The organism is Nitrospinota bacterium (genome assembly GCA_035528715.1).
Lineage (GTDB): Bacteria > JADFOP01 > JADFOP01 > DATKYB01 > DATKYB01 > DATKYB01.
The window spans coordinates 1-17,218 of the sequence record DATKYB010000133.1 but is presented as its reverse complement, the minus strand read 5'-3'; the positions used below and the strand labels follow the sequence as shown (position 1 = coordinate 17,218).

Sequence of the window (17,218 nt, the reverse complement as noted above, 5' to 3'; positions counted from 1 at the left end):
TGGAGAATATCGTTGAGATTGTAGATCTGTTTTTTAAAAAGCTTAATGCCCATCTATTAGATGAAAGGGGTCTGACCTTAGAGATGGACGATCTTGTCAAGCAGTGGTTAGTAAAAGAAGGATTTGATCCTGCTTATGGAGCAAGGCCTTTAAAGCGAACAATGGAGAAATATATAGAGGATCCTCTATCAGAAGAAATATTAAGAGGAAAGTTTAGAGATGGCGGAGTAGTGGTAGTAAAAAGAGAGGGGGATCAGTTAGTATTTATTGATAAGAAAGATTTGGTTACATCTAATACTTAGTAATTAGATAAGTTATAAAGCTTATACAGGGTTATAAAATGAGGATAAAACATAAGCCTTTACTTATGTTTATTTGTTTATGGAGTTTTCTTTTTTTCGTTAATGCTGCATCTGCTGAAAGAGAAGTTCTTAAAATAAAGGAGATAGAAATAAAAGGAAATTTTAAAGTTGAGGAATCTACAATTAGGTTTCATATCAAGTCTAAGGTAGGAGATAGATTCTCAGTAAATCAATTAAGGGATGACTTAAAAAAGATTTATAATTTAGGATTCTTTAAAGATGTTAAGATCGATGTGCAGGATTTTGAAGGGGGGCTGAAGATAATATTTGTTGTTTCTGAAAAATCTTCCATAGGAAATATAATCATATCAGGTAATGAAAAGATCAAGGAGGATGATATTAGAAAAGAGTTGACTATTAAGGAGAATACAATTATTAACAAAAACTTAATAAAAGAGTCCATAGAGAAAATAAAGATTTTATATCAGACCAAAAGATTTCTTTTTGCTGACGTTGAGTCTTATGTGAAAGAAATAGATGCAAACAGGGTAGATTTGGAGATAAAAATTGATGAAGGTCTGAAGATGTCTGTGGACAAAATCGCCTTTTCTGGAAATAAATCATTTGATGAGAAGACACTAAGAAAAGTCATGCTGATAAAGGAAGAAAACCTCTTCTCTTTTATTACCAAGAAGGGGACATATGTAGAGGAAGTGTTAAAGAACGATATCTCTTTGATAGAAAATTTTTATTCCAATAAAGGCTATATCATGGCTAAGGCAGGAGAGCCAAGGGTTGAAATTAATAGAAGTAAGGGAAAAATATATGTGACGATCCCCATCATAGAAGGGGAAGAGTTTAGTGTTGGGAAGGTAAGTTTCAGGGGGGATCCTGATCTTTCAGAAGAGGAAATGTATAAAAAACTATCTCTTAGAGAGGGTTATACTTTCAGCAGGTCCATTTTAAGAGAAGATATTAATCTTTTAACGGAGTTATATGCTAAGAAAGGTTATGCCCTTGTTGATATCGCACCTTCAACAAAGACAGATTTAGAAAAAAAGGTGGTTAATGTTGTCTATAATATTGACAAGAGAAAAAGGATGTTTGTTGGGAATATCAATGTCCTTGGAAATCTCAAGACAAGAGATAATGTTATCCGTCGAGGGTTTGAGCTAAGTGAAGGTGAGGTGTTTGATAGTGAAAAGCTGAGAAAGAGCAAAAGAGCATTAGACTTTAGCGGATTTTTTAGTGATGTAGAGATAGATACAACCAGAAGTGAAAAAGATGATATTATAGACATTGAGACAAGGGTCAAAGAGATGGATACGGGTGTGATTTCCTTCGGGGGCGGATACAGTTCTGTAGAGAATATGATCTTTGGTGGCTCAGTCGCCCAGAACAATCTATTCGGAAGAGGACACAAGCTTCAATTTGCCACCTATCTTTCGGGCGTAACGACTCAATTTAAAATCAACTTCGAAAATCCTGCTCTATTTGACTCTTCAATAGGGTTTAACTCGAACCTTTTCAATTTAAAAAGGGATTATTTATATTTTAATCAAGATTCTCAGGGAGGGGGTTTTGGCTTTAGTAAGGAGTTGAGAGAAAATGTTACCGGAACCATACATTATAAATTAGAAGATGTTGAAGTGAGTAATATTGATCCAGGAATTACTTCATCTTATATAAGGTCTCAGGAGGGAACCACGATGACGAGTAGTATTATGCCAGCAATAGTGAGGGATACACGCGATAGGAGATTTGCTCCTACAAGAGGGAGCCGAACTTTTTTTAGTACAGAATTCGCTGGCGGGCCCTTAGGGGGTAATAATGAATTTTATAGAGCTATTGTAGGAACGAGAAAATATATCCCTGTTTGGAAGAAAAAAAGGCTCGTATTTGGTCAATTCGTACAGGGCGGGTTTGCTCAAGGCCTTGGTGGTGAAGAGCTCCCTATATTTGAGCGCTTTTTTGCTGGTGGATCAGGAACAATAAGGGGCTTTACGTATAATGAGGTAGGTCCACAAGAAGGTGGCGAGGCCGTTGGTGGTGACTCTCGATTTTTGTGGAGTTCAGAGCTTCGTTACCCTCTCGTTAATCAAATGAATATAACGGGGATTGGATTTTTAGATGCTGGAAACGTATACAGTGATATCAAGGATTTTGATCCCTTTAATTTAAGGAGTGCTATAGGTGCTGGCATCAGACTTTTTACACCTATCGGACCGATGGGTTTTGATTACGGCATTAAATTAGACCAAAAACCTGGTGAAAGCCCAGGTGAGTTTCACTTTAAAATGGGAGCGGGCGCCTTATAACTTAAAAAAATATAATAAGGAGTTCTCTATCTATGAAATCCTCATCTTTGCTAAAAGTAATATTTTTTTATTTTTTTGTTAGTGTTTTATCCTCGGGGTTGGCTTTTGCAGATTCTTCTCTTAAGATTGCTGTAGTCGATCTTGATAGAGTTATGAATGACTCTTTGAGGGGAAAAGAGGCGAGAGAGTTTATCGAAAAAGAAATCGTAAAGACACAGAAGATAATTAGAGAGAGGGAGGCAGAGGCAAAAAAGCTTCGAGATGAGTTAAATAAAAAGAGTTTGGTTTTGAGTGAGTCTGTAAGAAAGGAGAAAGAGGCCGAGTATAGACGAGAATTAAGAGAGCTAAAGAGATATGCAAATGATGCAGAGGCGGAGATAAAGAGGAAAGGGGATGAACTGAGTCAAAAGATGATAAAAGATATTGGCAGAATAATAGTTGATGTAGGAAGAAAGGATAAATTTAGTCTCATTCTTGGAAGCAGGTCAGGATTATTCTTTTATTCTCAAGATATGGATATTACCGATAAAATAACAAAAATATACAACGAACAGCATAAAAAAAAGAAATAGTTTATAAAAGATATTTATGAAGCTGGAGAAGGTTTGTGAATTAATTAAAGGAGATTTAAAGGGCGAGCCTCACATTGAGATCAAGGGCATATCAGGAATAAAGGAAGCTAAAAAAGGTGATATTACTTTTTTGTCTGATAAGAGATATATCAAGGAGCTTAAGCATTGTAAGGCATCTGCTATAATCACAGATAAAGATCTTGATATTCCCATCCCCTCAATTATTGTAGAGAATCCCTATCTCGCCTTTGCAAAGCTTCTCGAAATATTCTATCCGAAAAAACCCTGTCCAAAAGGAATCGATAAGAATGCGATAATAAAGAAGAATGTAAAGATGGGGAAAGATATAACCATCTTTCCCCATGTTTATATAGGAAGTGATGTAGAGCTCGGTGATAGAGTGATACTGTATGCAGGGGTATTCGTTGGTGATAACTGCAGGATTGGAGATGACACTGTAATCTATCCAAATGTCAGCATATATGAAAATGTAAGGATTGGGAAAAATGTTATTATCCACAGCGGCACAGTAATCGGAAGCGATGGTTTTGGATTTGTAAAGTTGGATGATGAGAGTTATTATAAAATACCCCATGTTGGAAGTGTGTGCATAGAGGATGATGTTGAGATAGGAGCAAATGTATGTATTGATAGGGCAAATCTTGGCAAGACAATTGTAAAGAAAGGGACAAAGATAGATAATCTCATTCATCTGGCTCATAATGTCAGTATCGGTAAAAATACGATTATAGCCTCTCAAACAGGTATTTCTGGAAGCTGCGAGATTGGGGATCATGTAGTTCTTGCCGGTCAGGTTGGTGTGGTGGATCATGTGAAGATAGGGGATCATTCTATTGTAATTGCTCAATCCGGAATCACCCACGATATTCCTCCTAAATCCATTCAGTCTGGTTCCCCCTCCATGGATCACAGTTCGTGGAGAAAGGTCCATGTCCTCTTACCCAGATTGCCGGAATTTGTTAAGTCATTAAAAGAACTCGGTAAGAAAATATCAAAGATAGAAAAGGATAAAAAATAAAATTTGTAAAAAAGTGGTTATTATAAAATTCAATAAATCATGTTAAAGAGGAGTGTGATATGTTAGGTCAAAAAGAGATACAAAAGTATCTGCCCCACAGGTTTCCCTTTTTACTTGTTGATAGAATATTAGAATTAGAAAAGGATAAGCGCATTGTCGGTATAAAGAATGTGACCATAAATGAGCCCTTTTTTACTGGTCATTTCCCTGGGATTCCCGTAATGCCAGGAGTTCTGATTATCGAGGCGATGGCGCAGGTTGCCGGTATTCTTGCCATGGAGTCCATGGGAAGGGAAGAGACAAAGGTAGCCTATTTTATGGGTATCGATAAGGCAAAATTTAGAAGACCTGTGGTACCAGGGGACCAGATAAGGTTTGAAATGGAGGTGTTGAAGCATAGAGGAAAGATATGGCGTCTTAAAGGGAATGCTTATGTAGATGATAATTTGGTTGCTGAGGCAGAAGTGCAGGCAATGATTGGGGACTGATATATAAAACTTTTGGGTAAAGGATTTTATGGATAAAAATGATTGATAAACTTGCTTCTGTTCATAAGAGAGCAGAGATTGATTCTGATGTCTCCATAGGCCCCTATTCTGTTATTGGCGAAAATGTGAGGATAGGCAGGGGAACAAAAATCGATTCGAATGTTGTCATTAAAGGCTGGACTGAAATAGGGGAAAACTGTCAGATAAGTTCTGGTGCTGTTCTTGGAGAAGCGCCTCAGCATATGGGTTATAAAGGCGAAAAATCATATGTTAGAATAGGTAATTACAATATTATTAGAGAATTTGTTACCATACATAGATCATGCAAAGAAAGAGAGACAACATGTATCGGTCACAATAACTTCTTTATGGCCTATTCCCATGTTGGTCATGATTGTCTTATTGGGAGCCATGTGATCATAACAAGTTTTGTAGGGATTTCGGGTCACGTGACCGTAGAGGACAGAGTAGTTATTGGCGGTCATACAGCTATCCATCAATTCGTAAGAATTGGAACTTTAGCTATGGTTAGCGGGACTTCAAGAGTGGTTAAAGATATTCCTCCTTATTTTATTGCAGAGGGAAACCCCTCAAGAATACGGGCTGTGAATGTTGTAGGATTAAGAAGGGCAGGTATAAGTCAAGAGACTCGAAATAATATCAAAAAGGCTTACAAAGTTCTCTATCATTCTAATCTTAATACATCTCAGGCATTGGAAAAGATTAAAGAAGAGATAAAAATGGAGAAGGAGATTGCCCATTTGATAGAATTTATAGAAAAGAGTGAGCGGGGCATATGTGCTTGAACAGAGGAGTGAGTCATGATAGATGTTAATCATATAAAGGCAGGCGTTGTTGGTGTTGGACGTATGGGAAGCTATCATGTCGGGGTCTATTCCGAGCTTTTTAATGTGGAACTGGTAGGTATTGCAGATATAAATAAAGAGAGAGCAGAAGAGATAGCAAAGAGATACAATACCACAGCGTATACAGATTATAGAGAATTATTTGGTAAATTAGATATAGTGAGCATTGCCGTGCCTACTAAGTCTCATTACAAAATCGCAAAAGATTTTTTGAAAGAAAAAATTCATGTATTATTAGAAAAGCCTATAACAAAGAACCCGGAAGAGGCGAAAGAACTTTTTAAGATTGCTGAACAAAGTGGTGTCGTATTAAATGTTGGCCATGTAGAAAGGTTTAACGGAGCAGTTCAGGAACTGAAAAAGATCGTTTCAAATCCTATATTTATTGATTCAAGACGATTAGGGCCCTATGATCTAAGGGTTGAGAATGATGGTGTTGTTTTAGATTTAATGATTCATGACATCGATATCATACTCGATCTTGTAGACTCAAAGATAAAAGAGATAAATGCCATGGGTGTTTCTGTTTTTTCAGGACATGAAGATCTTGCGAATGTCCAGATACGTTTTGAGAATGGCTGTATCGCAAATATTGTTGCGAGCCGTGCCACCCAAAACAAGATAAGAACACTGGCAATAACCCAAAAGGATGCCTATATATTTCTAGATTATACAGATCAAGATATTCATATCCACAGACAGGCTTCTTCAGAACACACCCTTACCAAAGAAGAGCTCAGATACAAACAGGAGTCGTTTATTGAAAGGATATTTGTTCATAAAGAAAACCCTTTGAAGCTGGAGATAAAACATCTGATTGATTGTGTGACGAACCATTTGAACAACAAAAAGGAAAATTCGGCTTCTATTGAAAGAGAGCTTCATTCCTTAAACGTGGCTTTAGAGATCATTGAAAAATTTAAAAAAAACAGGATTGAATTCAAAGAATCTTAATTCATTCCAAATTAACGGGAATTATTTGTAGTGAATATTGTGCAAAATAAGATCGGTTTGATTGCCGGAGAAGGCGAACTTCCCATAAAAGTTGCAAGGTCTGCCAAGGCGAGAGGATTTTCTTTAACCACGATTGTTCTAAGTAAATATCTAAAAAAGACATTATCCCCCTATTCTGATAAAATCCATCACCTAGGAATTGGAGAGTCTAAGAAGATCTTAAATACCCTAAAGAGTGAGGGGGTAAAGGATATTATCATCATTGGAAGGATTAACAAGAAGGTTATCTTTGATAAGTTAGGTTTTGACCTGAAGGCTCTAAAGTTTCTTAAGGAAATTATAAATAAGAATGATGATACACTTATGTCTGGCATTGCTAAGATCTTTAAGCAAGAAGGTTTAAATATTATGGATCAGAGATTTTTCCTCGACGAATTATTTCCCCCAAAAGGGGTGTTAACCAAAAGAGAACCGACAGAGAAAGAATGGATGGACATAAAATATGGTTTGTCTTTAGCAAAAGAAGTTGCAAAATTAGATATCGGAGAAACCATCGTTGTAAAAAACCAGGCAATCCTAGCAGTGGAAGCGATTGAAGGAACAGATGAGACTATTAAGCGTGGTTGTTCCCTAGTAGAAAAGAATGCGGTTGTCATAAAGGTAAGCAGAATCAAGGATGATTTCCGCATGGATGTACCAGCAATTGGCATAGAGACCCTAAAGAGAATGATTAAATATAAAGCATCCGTCTTAGCATTAGAGTTCAAAAAAATATATATTATGGATATAGACCAAGTGATTTCCATGGCAGATAAGGCAGGAGTATCGATTATTATAGTGGATGACTCAAAGGAGGAGGAAAAAGGGTAAGTTGAACCTGATGATTGTAGCTGGAGAGGGCTCAGGCGATCTCTATGGAAGTGAGCTGGCTAAAGCCATTTCTCAATTAAGACCTGATCTTAAGATAAAGGGAGTGGCCGGTCCAAAAATGAGGGGGGCTGGCGTTGAGGCCTTGTTTAATGCTGAAGATATCAGCGTTGTTGGGATTTTTGAGGCCGTTGGGAAACTCCGTTTCTTAAAGAGGGTTTTTAATGGAATAAAAAAAGAACTCCTCAGCAAAAAATACGCATCTATTGTTCTTATAGATTTGCCAGATTTTAATCTGAGATTAGCAAAGGCAGCCAAAGAGATAGGTATCCCGGTTATTTATTATATAAGCCCTCAGATTTGGGCATGGAGAAGGTGGAGAATAAAAAAGGTCAAAAGATATGTGGATAAGATGCTGGTTATTTTACCTTTTGAGGTAGAATTTTATAAAAAGTCAGGGGTGGATGTGGAGTTTGTCGGTCATCCCTTAATTGATCTTGTAAAGACACCTTATTCCAAAGAGGAGATATGTCATAGATTTGATTTAGAGATGGACGAACCGATAATTTGTCTTGTTCCTGGAAGCAGAGAGATAGAGATAAAACATAATTTTCCTATTATAATTCAGTCAGCAGAGATCATAAAAAAAGCCCTGCCTGAATCCCAATTTATCCTTCCCTTGGCTACAACACTTGATCGACAACAGGTGGAGAAGTTTATTAGTAAAAAAGATCTAGAAATAAAGATCACAGAAGATCTCACTTATGATACGATGAATACTGCAGACTTTATCATCGTTGTCTCAGGCACAGCAACATTAGAAACAGCTCTTTTAGAGAAACCGATGGTCATCTTTTACAGAGGAACACTATTCGAATGGCTTCTGGTTGAGACGTTTTTGACGATTCCTTATTTTGGGCTTGTAAATATTATTGCAGGGAAAGAGATCGTTCCAGAATTAAGGCAATATCAAGCAAGCCCGAAGAAGATTGCAGAGATCACAATAAAGGCATTGAAGGAGAGTAATTATTATAATTCGATGAAGGAAGAGCTTTTAAAGATCAGGCAGGTTCTGGGAGAGCCTGGGGCATCGATGAGGTGCGCTCAAAAGATTTCTGATTTTTTAGAGAATAGAACGACAGCCTCTGTTTAGAGGATATATCTTCACCCCAATAGGATGTTTTTTGTACTCTCCATAGAAGTTTCGTTAGACATAAGAGTTTAAATACTGTGCTATATCGCTTCTTTCTTGCTGCTTACCTAGAAAAGGGTTGAAACCCCTATTTCCCAATGCTATAATTTTAATGTTTTTAACAACTTATTCATTTTATGATAAAAAATGTCGGTGAGATTATTATCCTTTTTTGGATATCTAATAGTTAACTTAATAGGAAAAACATTAAGGATTGAGTATATAAATAAAGAGATAGAAGAATCTATAAAAAGTAGACGGAATGGTATCTTGGCCTTTTGGCACGGAAGGCTTCTCTTATTTGGTTACATATATAAAAATCAGAGAGATGCCTATATGATGATCAGCCAAAGCAGAGATGGTGAACTAATCAGTGGGTTTACTCATTATATGGGTATCAAAACTATAAGAGGTTCTTCTTCTAGAGGAGGGAAAAGTGCATTCATAAATTTGGCAAGACAGCTAAAAAAGGGTTACCATGCTGCCATAACCCCTGATGGACCTAGAGGCCCAAGATATAAGGCTCAAAGAGGTACTATCAACCTCGCTAAGATTTCAGAGGCGCCAATAGTTCCCGTTACATATAATGCGAGAAGAAAAAAGATTTTTAATAGCTGGGACAGGTTTCTTCTTCCCCTTCCCTTTTCAAAGGTCATAGTAATTTACGGAGAGCCCATAATTGTACCAAAGGATGCTGACAATGAAACAATAGAGGGGAAAAGGCTTGAGCTAGAGAAAAATTTAAACAAGATTACAGAAGTAGCGGATAAATACTTCGAGAAAAGAAAATTATAATGTATTTACTTTATAATCTATTAATCCATTTAGTTACGATTATACTTTTTCCCTTTTTAATATTTAAGGTCTTAACCACAAAGAAATACAGAAGGGGGATTAAAGAGAGATTAGGTTATATTTCTCTTGATATAAAACAAAGGCTAAAAGGAAATAGGCCAGTATGGCTTCATGCGGTTTCTGTTGGAGAGGTTAATGCATCGCTGCCCCTCATTAAAGAGATCAAGAAGAAATATCCTACTTTGGATATTGTTGTATCAACGGTAACAGAGACAGGAAATAATACAGCAAGGAATAAGATAAAAGAGACAGAGAATATTATATTTTTCCCCTTTGATCACCCATGGATTATAAAGAGGGTGATAGAATATTTGAATCCAAAATTGTTTATAACAATGGAAACTGAGATATGGCCGAACTTTCTAAGATTTCTTTATACAAAAAATATCCCCTCTGTAATCTTTAATGGCAGGATTTCTAGTCGTTCTTTTAAAAAATATAAGATGATAGGATTTTTTATGAAAAGGGTGTTATTCTATCTTTCCTTTTTTGGTATGCAAACAGAAAAGGATGCTGAGAGGATTATCGAGCTTGGAGCTAAAAAGGAAAGAGTTAAAGTATTGGGTAACATGAAATTTGATCAGGCATTGATGTTGATTTCAAGTGAAGACAAAGAAAATAGAGAGGGTTCCTTAGACCAGTTGAAAAATGAAAAGATAATGATTGCAGGAAGTACCCATCCAGGGGAGGAGGGCAAAGTTTTAAATGTGTTCCGTAATATTAAAACGGAATATCCCTCCCTTGTTCTTATTATTGCACCAAGACATTTAGAGAGGGTAGGAGAGATAGAGAGTTTGATAAAGAGAGAAGGATTTGGAGCTATAAGAAAGACTTCTATTACTAATGAATTGAACAAGGCTTTTATAGATAAAAATAATGTTTTGATTCTAGATACCTTAGGAGAATTATCAAAATTTTATAGCATCAGTACAATAATCTTTGTAGGAGGAAGTCTGGTACCTAAAATTGGTGGGCACAATATCCTTGAGCCCATAATCTATAAAAGACCTGTTTTTTTTGGTCCTTATATGGATAATTTTTTAGAGATCGCTAGCGTAATAAAAGAAATAGGTGGGGGCATTCAGATTAATAATGAAACTGAATTTATTATCAAAGCAAAGGAATTATTGAAAAACAACGAGAGATTGAAAGAATCAGGAGAAAAGGCATATAAGGCTATAGAGGAAAATCATGGCTCTGTATTAAAGAGTCTGGAGATATTAGACAGATTCATCTAAATGAGATGACAATGGAAAGATTTTTAAGAGAAATAATATATGGAAAAAGGAATGATATTATTTCTAGGTCTATCTCGATCCTTCTCTTTTTTTTCTCTTTACTTTATAGAATGATTCATTTTGTGAGGCGTTTTTTTTATATCACTCATATATTCAATATCAAGAGCCTTCCAACTAAAGTCATCAGTGTTGGGAATATTACTTTAGGTGGTGTTGGTAAATCTCCTTTTGTTATTTTGTTAGCTAAAAAATTAAAAGACAAAGGTTACAAAGTAGCAATATTGAGTCGAGGATATAAAAGGAAGAGAAGAAATAGAATAGATATCGTTTCAGATGAAAAATATATTTTGTTAGATCCTTATAATGCCGGAGATGAACCTTATATGTTAGCAAAGAGCCTTCAAGGAATACCGGTCATTGTTGGCAAGAATAGATTTAAAGCAGGTACTATTGCCATTGAAAAATTTGGTGCAGAAGTACTCATCTTAGACGATGGATTCCAGCATATTCAATTAGCGAGGGATTTAAATATCCTTCTTATAGATGCAGGACAATTATTAAGCAACTATAAACTTTTTCCTGTTGGAATTTTGAGAGAGCCCTTAAAAGAAATTAACAGAGCTGATAGAATTGTTTTTTCAAAATATAGTTCTATTCTTGAGCCTCAAATTAATTTATTAAAGAAAAAAATTAATAAGAATATACCTTTCTACTATAGTTCTTTTGAACCCTCTGAATTGATAAACTTAAATGAAAGCATTAAAGAAGACGTATCATTTTTAGAGAACAAAAAAGTGTTAGCCTTTTGTGGTATAGCTGAGCCTGAATCTTTTAGGTCTACCCTAAAATCCTTAAACGCAGATATTAAAGATTTCTTTATATTTCCAGATCATCATGACTTTTCGGATAGAGACTTGAACTATATCCGAAATATGATTCGTTCAAATAATATTGATCTTGTGATAACCACAGAAAAGGATGGGATAAGACTTCTCAGATACTTACCTACAGAATTTCCTTTCTGGGTGTTAAGGATAAGGACTAATGTAATAGAAGAAAAAAAACTAGAAGAAGATCTTGTTAGCTTATTGCAAGATTAAACATATTAAAAACCAGAGGTTCTGATCGTTAATGGGATAGATGATTTTTTAGCAGAATCCGATGGTTTAAAACCATTATCTGATTCTTTAAATGCATTTTCATCCTTCCAGAGTTCGATAGGAAGGTCAGCTCCCGCAGGCATACAATCAATATATTGTTTACGAAAATCGGGATCTTGCATCCTGCATTTTTGATGAGGGGTACTATAGGCTGGATGGGATAACATCCGCATCCATATCGTCTGCAAAGATTCTTCTCTTATATTTCCAAAGGCAAGGGGTGTAAAGTCGCAAGGCGTAATATCTCCCCAAGCTGTCATATAGAACTGTTCATTGGCACCAAAACAGCCAGAGCCTTGAGGACTATTTACCCAAGACATAGCGGTAATATTAGGTAAATCGGGATTTGTTCGCCATTCCTCAGTTATCTTTCTTATCTTTTCTCTATCCGAGTCTGTCAGCATACAGTCCTTTTTATCTATAAATCTACCCGTTGGCACGGCATCAAAGATGACTAGTTCATGGACTTTTAAGTCTTTTCCAAGATAAAGAAGCTTTTCTAATTTACCATCAGCAATGTTTTCTTGGCTAGCATAAGTTGATATGCCTACAAGCATTCCTCTATCTAGCATTCTCTTTATCCCTTCTATTGCCTTATTAAATAACCCCGGCCTTCTTCTCATCTCATCATGTTCTTTGGCATCAGGGCTATCAAGGCTTACCATTACTGAAAATATACCTGCTTCATCTAACTTTTTTACATTAGCTTCTGTAAGAAATTCACCATTAGTAAACATGGGGCAGATTGTCTTTTCTTTATCTACATAATGAATGAGCTCAAAAAGATCCTTTCTAAGCAAGGGTTCTCCACCTGTTAAAGTGATGTTTACCACTCCCAGTTCTATTGCCTGATCGATAACATTCTTAAATTCTTCGTTTGAAAGAGCCTTTTTAGTTTGTTTCATAGATTGAGCTGCACTGCAATGAAGGCAGTCTGCTTGACAGGTATTAATAGTTGAAAGAGTGCATGTTGAAGGGACAGTTCTTTTAAAGGCTTTTCGAAGGAGTTTTCTTGTAATATCTTCTATAGCTGCCTTTCCTGGAATGGGAGGCAAAAAGAGAGTATAGACGTTACCCCCATTTTTTACAGCAAGAACCTTGTTTTTATTTAACTGCGTTAGATAAAAATTAAAATAGTCCTGAAGATATTTTGAAAGGGTTCCAGTGACTTTTCCTTCGACCTTCCCGTTTTCTAATTCTAAATCTAAACCTAGAATGTCATAATGGTTCATCTGCCAACCTTTTTAATTTTCAAAAAATTATTTATTCAAATTTAGGTTTGATTGATAACAGAATATCTTGCGAATGTCAAGCCAAAAGCTATATTAGACAGCGATGAAACAAGAAAGTTCATTAGTGCCAGACACTTATCAATAGATAGAGCCCAATAGCAATAAAGAGAATGTTGGGGGTCCATGCGGCGATCAGAGGGGGAAGAGCCCCTGAGTGTCCTAAGGTTATTCCAATAGAAGAGATGATCCAATAGCTAAAGCCAATTATTATTGTAGCGACAATACCTTTAAAAATACCTCCCGTCCGACCTGACTTTAGGGAAAAGGGGATCCCGAATAGAACCATTATGAAGCTGCTCAGAGGTGCGGCAAGTTTACCATACATATCAACGGAATATTTGGTGTCATCAAATCCCTTTTTCTTTAATTCTTTAACGTAAGAATAGATTTCATTAAAACTCATTTCTTCAGGGTCTTTTTTTATGTTTTTGAAATCTTTCGGCTCTTCAGGGAAAAACATATTTTTGGATTCGTAACTTTCTGATGAGAATCCACCATCTTGGGTAAATCTTACGATATTTCCATTTAGAAAATTCCATTTTCCGTCTCTCCATTTTACCAATGAAGCGTCAATTCTTTCTATTAATACATTTTCTTCGTTAAACTTATGGAGGGTAACTCCTCGCATCACATCTTTTGTTCCATCAAAAAGCTGTATATTCCATATCGTATTCTCCTCTCCGTGATACCAGATTTTATCCGTTCTAAATATTCCTTTGGGTTGTTTTTTCCTTATTTTCACATCGAATATAAAATTATACTTTTGGTTAGTATAAGGGATGATATGTTCATTACCAATAAAGCTTAAAATACTAATCAATATAGAAAGCAAGATGAGAGGGGATGAGATTTCCATAAGACTGATACCTGATAACCTCATTGCAATGATCTCATTATTTTTAGAAAAAATACAAAAGGTCAAAACAGTGGCTAATAATACTGCAAAGGGCGTTATTTGAGAGATAATAAGTGGCATTTTAAATACAAAGTAGCTTATAGAATCATAGAAGTTAGCATGATGTTCGACAAAATCATCAATTCTTTCAAAAAATTCGACAATAAAATATATACCGATAAACGAGATTAATATTGTGAAGAACATTTTCAAAAATTCTCTGCTTATATAGTTTTTTATAATTTTCAAGAGGTATCCCTACTTATTGATAATACTTTAAAAATATATTTTTCATCCTTTTTATGAAAAAGACGATATGGTTAATGATAAAACCAGATATCTTAAAGGGAGATTCTTTTCCTGTTTTTACTACCAGATAGATGCCCATAATACTCAATAATAAGTTTGGAAACCACATAGCAATGAGAGGATGAATTTTTCCTTCGTCCCCTAGCCCTTCGCCCATGGTTAACATCACATAATAAAAAAATACAACGATAGCACTTATAGCAAACCCTCCTGACCTTCCTGAACGTCTATTTACAATACCTAAGGGCGCACCTATAAATCCTAAAATTAAACAAGCAATAGGGAATGAAAATTTCTTATAGTATTCGATTAAGGCACGATTATATTCTTTGGTTCCTTTTTTTAGTGATTCTATCTTTTTCTTGATATCTGAAATTGTCATTTCTTTTAGTGTCTTTGGTTCATCTTTTTTAGCAGACAAAGTCTTATAAATATCGAGGGAAAGGTCATAGGTAGAGAAATGAATCAGTTGATATGAATCTTTTGTTTTCTCTAATTGATGAATAGAACCATCTTTCAGTCTTAATAGAACCTTCATGGATACGGGATCAATTAACAATACACCTTCTTTTGCGATTATGGTTTGAGGATTTTCACTCTTTCTTGAATCGGAAATAAATACACCCTTCATTAGTTTATTAGACATAGGAGCCTCGTTTACATATATTACAAGACCGTCAAAATAATCATTAAAGATTCTTTCCTTTATATCTAAGCTGGCTTTAGACTGGATGATTTGAAACATAAGATTCTTAAAGGATTGTGTTCCCCATGGTAGTGCTTTAAATGTTAGAAAGTTTGTAAAAAGATAGGCAAACAGAGATAATATAATGATGGGGAGGAGAAGCCTGTATAAACTTATTCCCGCGGTCTTTAATATAATTATCTCGTTATCTGTTGAGAGACGGCTGAAAGTAGTGATAGACGCTACCAAAATAGATATAGGTATAATGATTATTAATAAAGAAGGGAATAGAAATAAAAGAAGCTTTAAGATTGTTACGAGAGGTACCCCTTTGTTTACTACGAGTTCAGTTAATTGAAGAACCTTATTTAATATCAGGACAATCGTAAAGACAAATATTGATAATAAAAATGTATAAAATAACTCCTTTAATATATATCTATTAATAATTTTCATGATGAGTTTTATAAATCATCTATTTGAAGATAAAAGGATAGGAGATAATTACACTATTTGTATGAAATTGTAAAGGCTATTATTAAGCTATTACAAAGGCTTATGATACAAATTATCAATTTTTAATCGGAGTTCAAGATTATTAAGATAGTTCATTCATTCTGATTCTACATTTAATTTTATTGACAGAACAGCTTAAATCTGTTATTTAAAATTATTTAAATACTGAAAAAACAGATATTTGGAAGGATTTTATCTCACGAATAGGAAAAAATTTAGATTGTGCTAAACAGACTAGAATATCTTTTTGTAAGATTTTTTTATATAACCTTAAATCTCTTACCTTTTTCCGTTGCTTCCAGAATCGGTAAGGGAGTGGGCTATCTATTGTTTCTTTTACATAAGAAAAGACGTGATATAGCCATTGAAAATTTAAAGGTCGCTTTTGGGCATGAGAAAGATATTAAAGAAATAAGAAATATTGCAAAGAAGTCATTCCAAAATCTGGGATTAATCCTTGTTGAGTTTTTTCTATCTAAAAAACATGGCAGGCAGTGGTGTGAGAAGAATATAGAGTTTGTAGGTTACAATGAGGCTTTTAGAAAATATAAAAAGGGAAAGAACTGCCTTTTATTGACTGCACATTTTGGTAATTGGGAATTGATGGGCATTGTGACGTCTCTAAAAGGAGCCCCTATAAATGTTGTGGCTAGACCCATTGATAATCCCTTGATAGATGAAATGATCAATGATCTCAGAAGTTATTATGGAAACAAGGTGATTTCCAAACACAATGCTTTAAGGGAAGTTTTAAAGGTACTCAAGAATAATGAGCCGGTTGCAATACTTTTAGACCAGAATACCTCACCACTTGAGGGTATATTTGTAGATTTTTTTGGAAAACCTGCCTGTACAACCCCTTCTCTTGCTATCTTGGCTTTGAGGACTGGTTTACCTGTATACCCAAGTTTTTTAATTAGAAAGGGGCCAGGATTTCATAAGTTAGTTGTTGGTCAGAGCGTAGAGCTAGATATATCAGGTGATATGAAGAGAGATATTGAGGTAAATACGGCCAAGTTTACTAAGATAATCGAATCTTATGTCAGGCAGTATCCTGAGAATTGGTTATGGATGCACAGGCGATGGAAGACCCAGAAGAAGTAGAGGGAAAAATTCAGATAAAGAATTGCTTAGGTATCCTGTATTGAAAGCTTTTAAAATAAATCTTACAGACGTTTTCTTTAAAAAATTTCTTTTTTAAAATATGACGTTTAATGGTGATAAATTTAGATAAAGACAATATTCAAAGAATCCTGGTTAGGGGTGTCAATTGGGTGGGGGACAGTGTCCTAGCCATACCGGCGGTAGAATTAATCAGAAAGATCTTTCCAAAAGCTCACCTAGGGATACTGGTAAAAGAGGGGCTATCGCCGCTTTGGGAAGTAAGCCCTCATATTGACGAAGTCATTCCCTACTTTAAAAGAACAGGAATTAAGGCATTAGCCGAGATGGGATTAATAAGAAAGCTCTCCAAGGGGAATTGGGACATGGCAATCTTACTGCCTAATTCCTTTCATTCCGCCTTAATCGTTTTTCTTGCGGGCATCCCAATAAGAATGGGATATAACAGAGATAAAAGGGGATTTTTATTAACTGAAAAAATAGATTTCAAAGAGGATACTTTTAAGAAACATCAGGTTGAATATTATTTAGACCTTGTAAAAAACCTA

Annotated in this window: 17 protein-coding genes; 14 read left to right on the top strand and 3 right to left on the bottom strand. The window is 35.3% G+C overall.

Translation table 11 applies throughout. The features are described from left to right. The 12 genes from VMW81_09655 to lpxK form a co-directional block, all read left to right on the top strand. Window positions 1-302, top strand: a 302-nt coding sequence (locus tag VMW81_09655; protein ID HUU51203.1) for an ATP-dependent Clp protease ATP-binding subunit ClpC, incomplete at its 5' end; no start/stop codon positions are given. Between the two features lie 38 nt (window positions 303-340). Next, a complete protein-coding gene (gene bamA, locus VMW81_09650) occupies window positions 341-2,620 on the top strand; it encodes an outer membrane protein assembly factor BamA (protein HUU51202.1) in 2,280 nt (759 codons plus the stop codon). A 98-nt stretch (window positions 2,621-2,718) separates the two neighbouring features. Next, window positions 2,719-3,192, top strand: a complete 474-nt coding sequence (locus VMW81_09645) for an OmpH family outer membrane protein (protein HUU51201.1) — start codon at window positions 2,719-2,721, stop codon at window positions 3,190-3,192. Window positions 3,193-3,208: 16 nt separating this feature from the next. Then, the gene (gene lpxD / locus VMW81_09640; GenBank protein ID HUU51200.1) at window positions 3,209-4,231 is read left to right on the top strand and encodes a UDP-3-O-(3-hydroxymyristoyl)glucosamine N-acyltransferase; all 1,023 of its coding nucleotides are present in this window, start codon (window positions 3,209-3,211) and stop codon (window positions 4,229-4,231) included. Window positions 4,232-4,290: 59 nt separating this feature from the next. Beyond that, entirely contained in the window at window positions 4,291-4,719 is a 429-nt protein-coding gene (gene fabZ / locus VMW81_09635) for a 3-hydroxyacyl-ACP dehydratase FabZ (protein HUU51199.1), read from the top strand. A 38-nt stretch (window positions 4,720-4,757) separates the two neighbouring features. Next, window positions 4,758-5,525, top strand: a complete 768-nt coding sequence (lpxA, locus tag VMW81_09630; GenBank protein HUU51198.1) for an acyl-ACP--UDP-N-acetylglucosamine O-acyltransferase — start codon at window positions 4,758-4,760, stop codon at window positions 5,523-5,525. Between the two features lie 15 nt (window positions 5,526-5,540). Continuing rightward, window positions 5,541-6,539, top strand: coding sequence for a Gfo/Idh/MocA family oxidoreductase (locus VMW81_09625; protein ID HUU51197.1), 999 nt, complete (start codon window positions 5,541-5,543; stop codon window positions 6,537-6,539). A 30-nt stretch (window positions 6,540-6,569) separates the two neighbouring features. Continuing rightward, the gene (lpxI, locus tag VMW81_09620) at window positions 6,570-7,409 is read left to right on the top strand and encodes a UDP-2,3-diacylglucosamine diphosphatase LpxI (GenBank protein HUU51196.1); all 840 of its coding nucleotides are present in this window, start codon (window positions 6,570-6,572) and stop codon (window positions 7,407-7,409) included. A 10-nt stretch (window positions 7,410-7,419) separates the two neighbouring features. After that, complete coding sequence (gene lpxB, locus VMW81_09615) at window positions 7,420-8,559, top strand: lipid-A-disaccharide synthase (GenBank protein ID HUU51195.1); 1,140 nt, start codon at window positions 7,420-7,422, stop codon at window positions 8,557-8,559. A gap of 186 nt (window positions 8,560-8,745) precedes the next feature. Continuing rightward, window positions 8,746-9,393, top strand: a complete 648-nt coding sequence (locus VMW81_09610) for a lysophospholipid acyltransferase family protein (GenBank protein HUU51194.1) — start codon at window positions 8,746-8,748, stop codon at window positions 9,391-9,393. Then, window positions 9,393-10,691, top strand: coding sequence for a 3-deoxy-D-manno-octulosonic acid transferase (locus VMW81_09605; GenBank protein ID HUU51193.1), 1,299 nt, complete (start codon window positions 9,393-9,395; stop codon window positions 10,689-10,691). The genes VMW81_09610 and VMW81_09605 overlap by 1 nt, the downstream gene beginning before the upstream one ends. Window positions 10,692-10,702: 11 nt before the next feature. Further along, a complete protein-coding gene (lpxK, locus tag VMW81_09600; GenBank protein HUU51192.1) occupies window positions 10,703-11,791 on the top strand; it encodes a tetraacyldisaccharide 4'-kinase in 1,089 nt (362 codons plus the stop codon). Window positions 11,792-11,796: 5 nt separating this feature from the next. Here lpxK and VMW81_09595 read toward each other — a convergent pair whose 3' ends face one another. The 3 genes from VMW81_09595 to lptF all read right to left on the bottom strand — a co-directional run bounded on the left by VMW81_09595 (window position 11,797) and on the right by lptF (window position 15,488). Next, complete coding sequence (locus tag VMW81_09595; protein HUU51191.1) at window positions 11,797-13,083, bottom strand: radical SAM protein; 1,287 nt, start codon at window positions 13,081-13,083, stop codon at window positions 11,797-11,799. A gap of 121 nt (window positions 13,084-13,204) precedes the next feature. Then, a complete protein-coding gene (gene lptG / locus VMW81_09590) occupies window positions 13,205-14,287 on the bottom strand; it encodes an LPS export ABC transporter permease LptG (protein ID HUU51190.1) in 1,083 nt (360 codons plus the stop codon). Window positions 14,288-14,300: 13 nt separating this feature from the next. Further along, window positions 14,301-15,488, bottom strand: a complete 1,188-nt coding sequence (gene lptF, locus VMW81_09585; GenBank protein HUU51189.1) for an LPS export ABC transporter permease LptF — start codon at window positions 15,486-15,488, stop codon at window positions 14,301-14,303. 282 nt (window positions 15,489-15,770) lie between these two features. Here lptF and VMW81_09580 point away from each other — a divergent pair, with 282 nt between their 5' ends. Both VMW81_09580 and VMW81_09575 read left to right on the top strand, forming a co-directional pair. Beyond that, window positions 15,771-16,652 (top strand): lysophospholipid acyltransferase family protein, encoded by an 882-nt coding sequence (locus VMW81_09580; protein HUU51188.1) that lies wholly within the window; start codon window positions 15,771-15,773, stop codon window positions 16,650-16,652. A 110-nt stretch (window positions 16,653-16,762) separates the two neighbouring features. Beyond that, window positions 16,763-17,218 (top strand): glycosyltransferase family 9 protein (locus VMW81_09575; protein HUU51187.1); only part of this gene is annotated, 456 nt, incomplete at its 3' end.

Bases quoted from the DNA above. Each gene is read 5' to 3' on its own strand.
- fabZ (HUU51199.1), top strand. From the start codon at position 4,291: ATGTTAGGTCAAAAAGAGATACAAAAGTATCTGCCCCACAGGTTTCCC.
- lpxB (HUU51195.1), top strand. From the start codon at position 7,420: ATGATTGTAGCTGGAGAGGGCTCAGGCGATCTCTATGGAAGTGAGCTG.
- bamA (HUU51202.1), top strand. From the start codon at position 341: ATGAGGATAAAACATAAGCCTTTACTTATGTTTATTTGTTTATGGAGT.
- lpxA (HUU51198.1), top strand. From the start codon at position 4,758: ATGATTGATAAACTTGCTTCTGTTCATAAGAGAGCAGAGATTGATTCT.
- VMW81_09610 (HUU51194.1), top strand. From the start codon at position 8,746: ATGTCGGTGAGATTATTATCCTTTTTTGGATATCTAATAGTTAACTTA.
- VMW81_09595 (HUU51191.1), bottom strand. From the start codon at position 13,083: ATGAACCATTATGACATTCTAGGTTTAGATTTAGAATTAGAAAACGGG.
- lptF (HUU51189.1), bottom strand. From the start codon at position 15,488: ATGAAAATTATTAATAGATATATATTAAAGGAGTTATTTTATACATTT.
- VMW81_09625 (HUU51197.1), top strand. From the start codon at position 5,541: ATGATAGATGTTAATCATATAAAGGCAGGCGTTGTTGGTGTTGGACGT.
- lpxK (HUU51192.1), top strand. From the start codon at position 10,703: ATGGAAAGATTTTTAAGAGAAATAATATATGGAAAAAGGAATGATATT.
- lpxD (HUU51200.1), top strand. From the start codon at position 3,209: ATGAAGCTGGAGAAGGTTTGTGAATTAATTAAAGGAGATTTAAAGGGC.
- VMW81_09605 (HUU51193.1), top strand. From the start codon at position 9,393: ATGTATTTACTTTATAATCTATTAATCCATTTAGTTACGATTATACTT.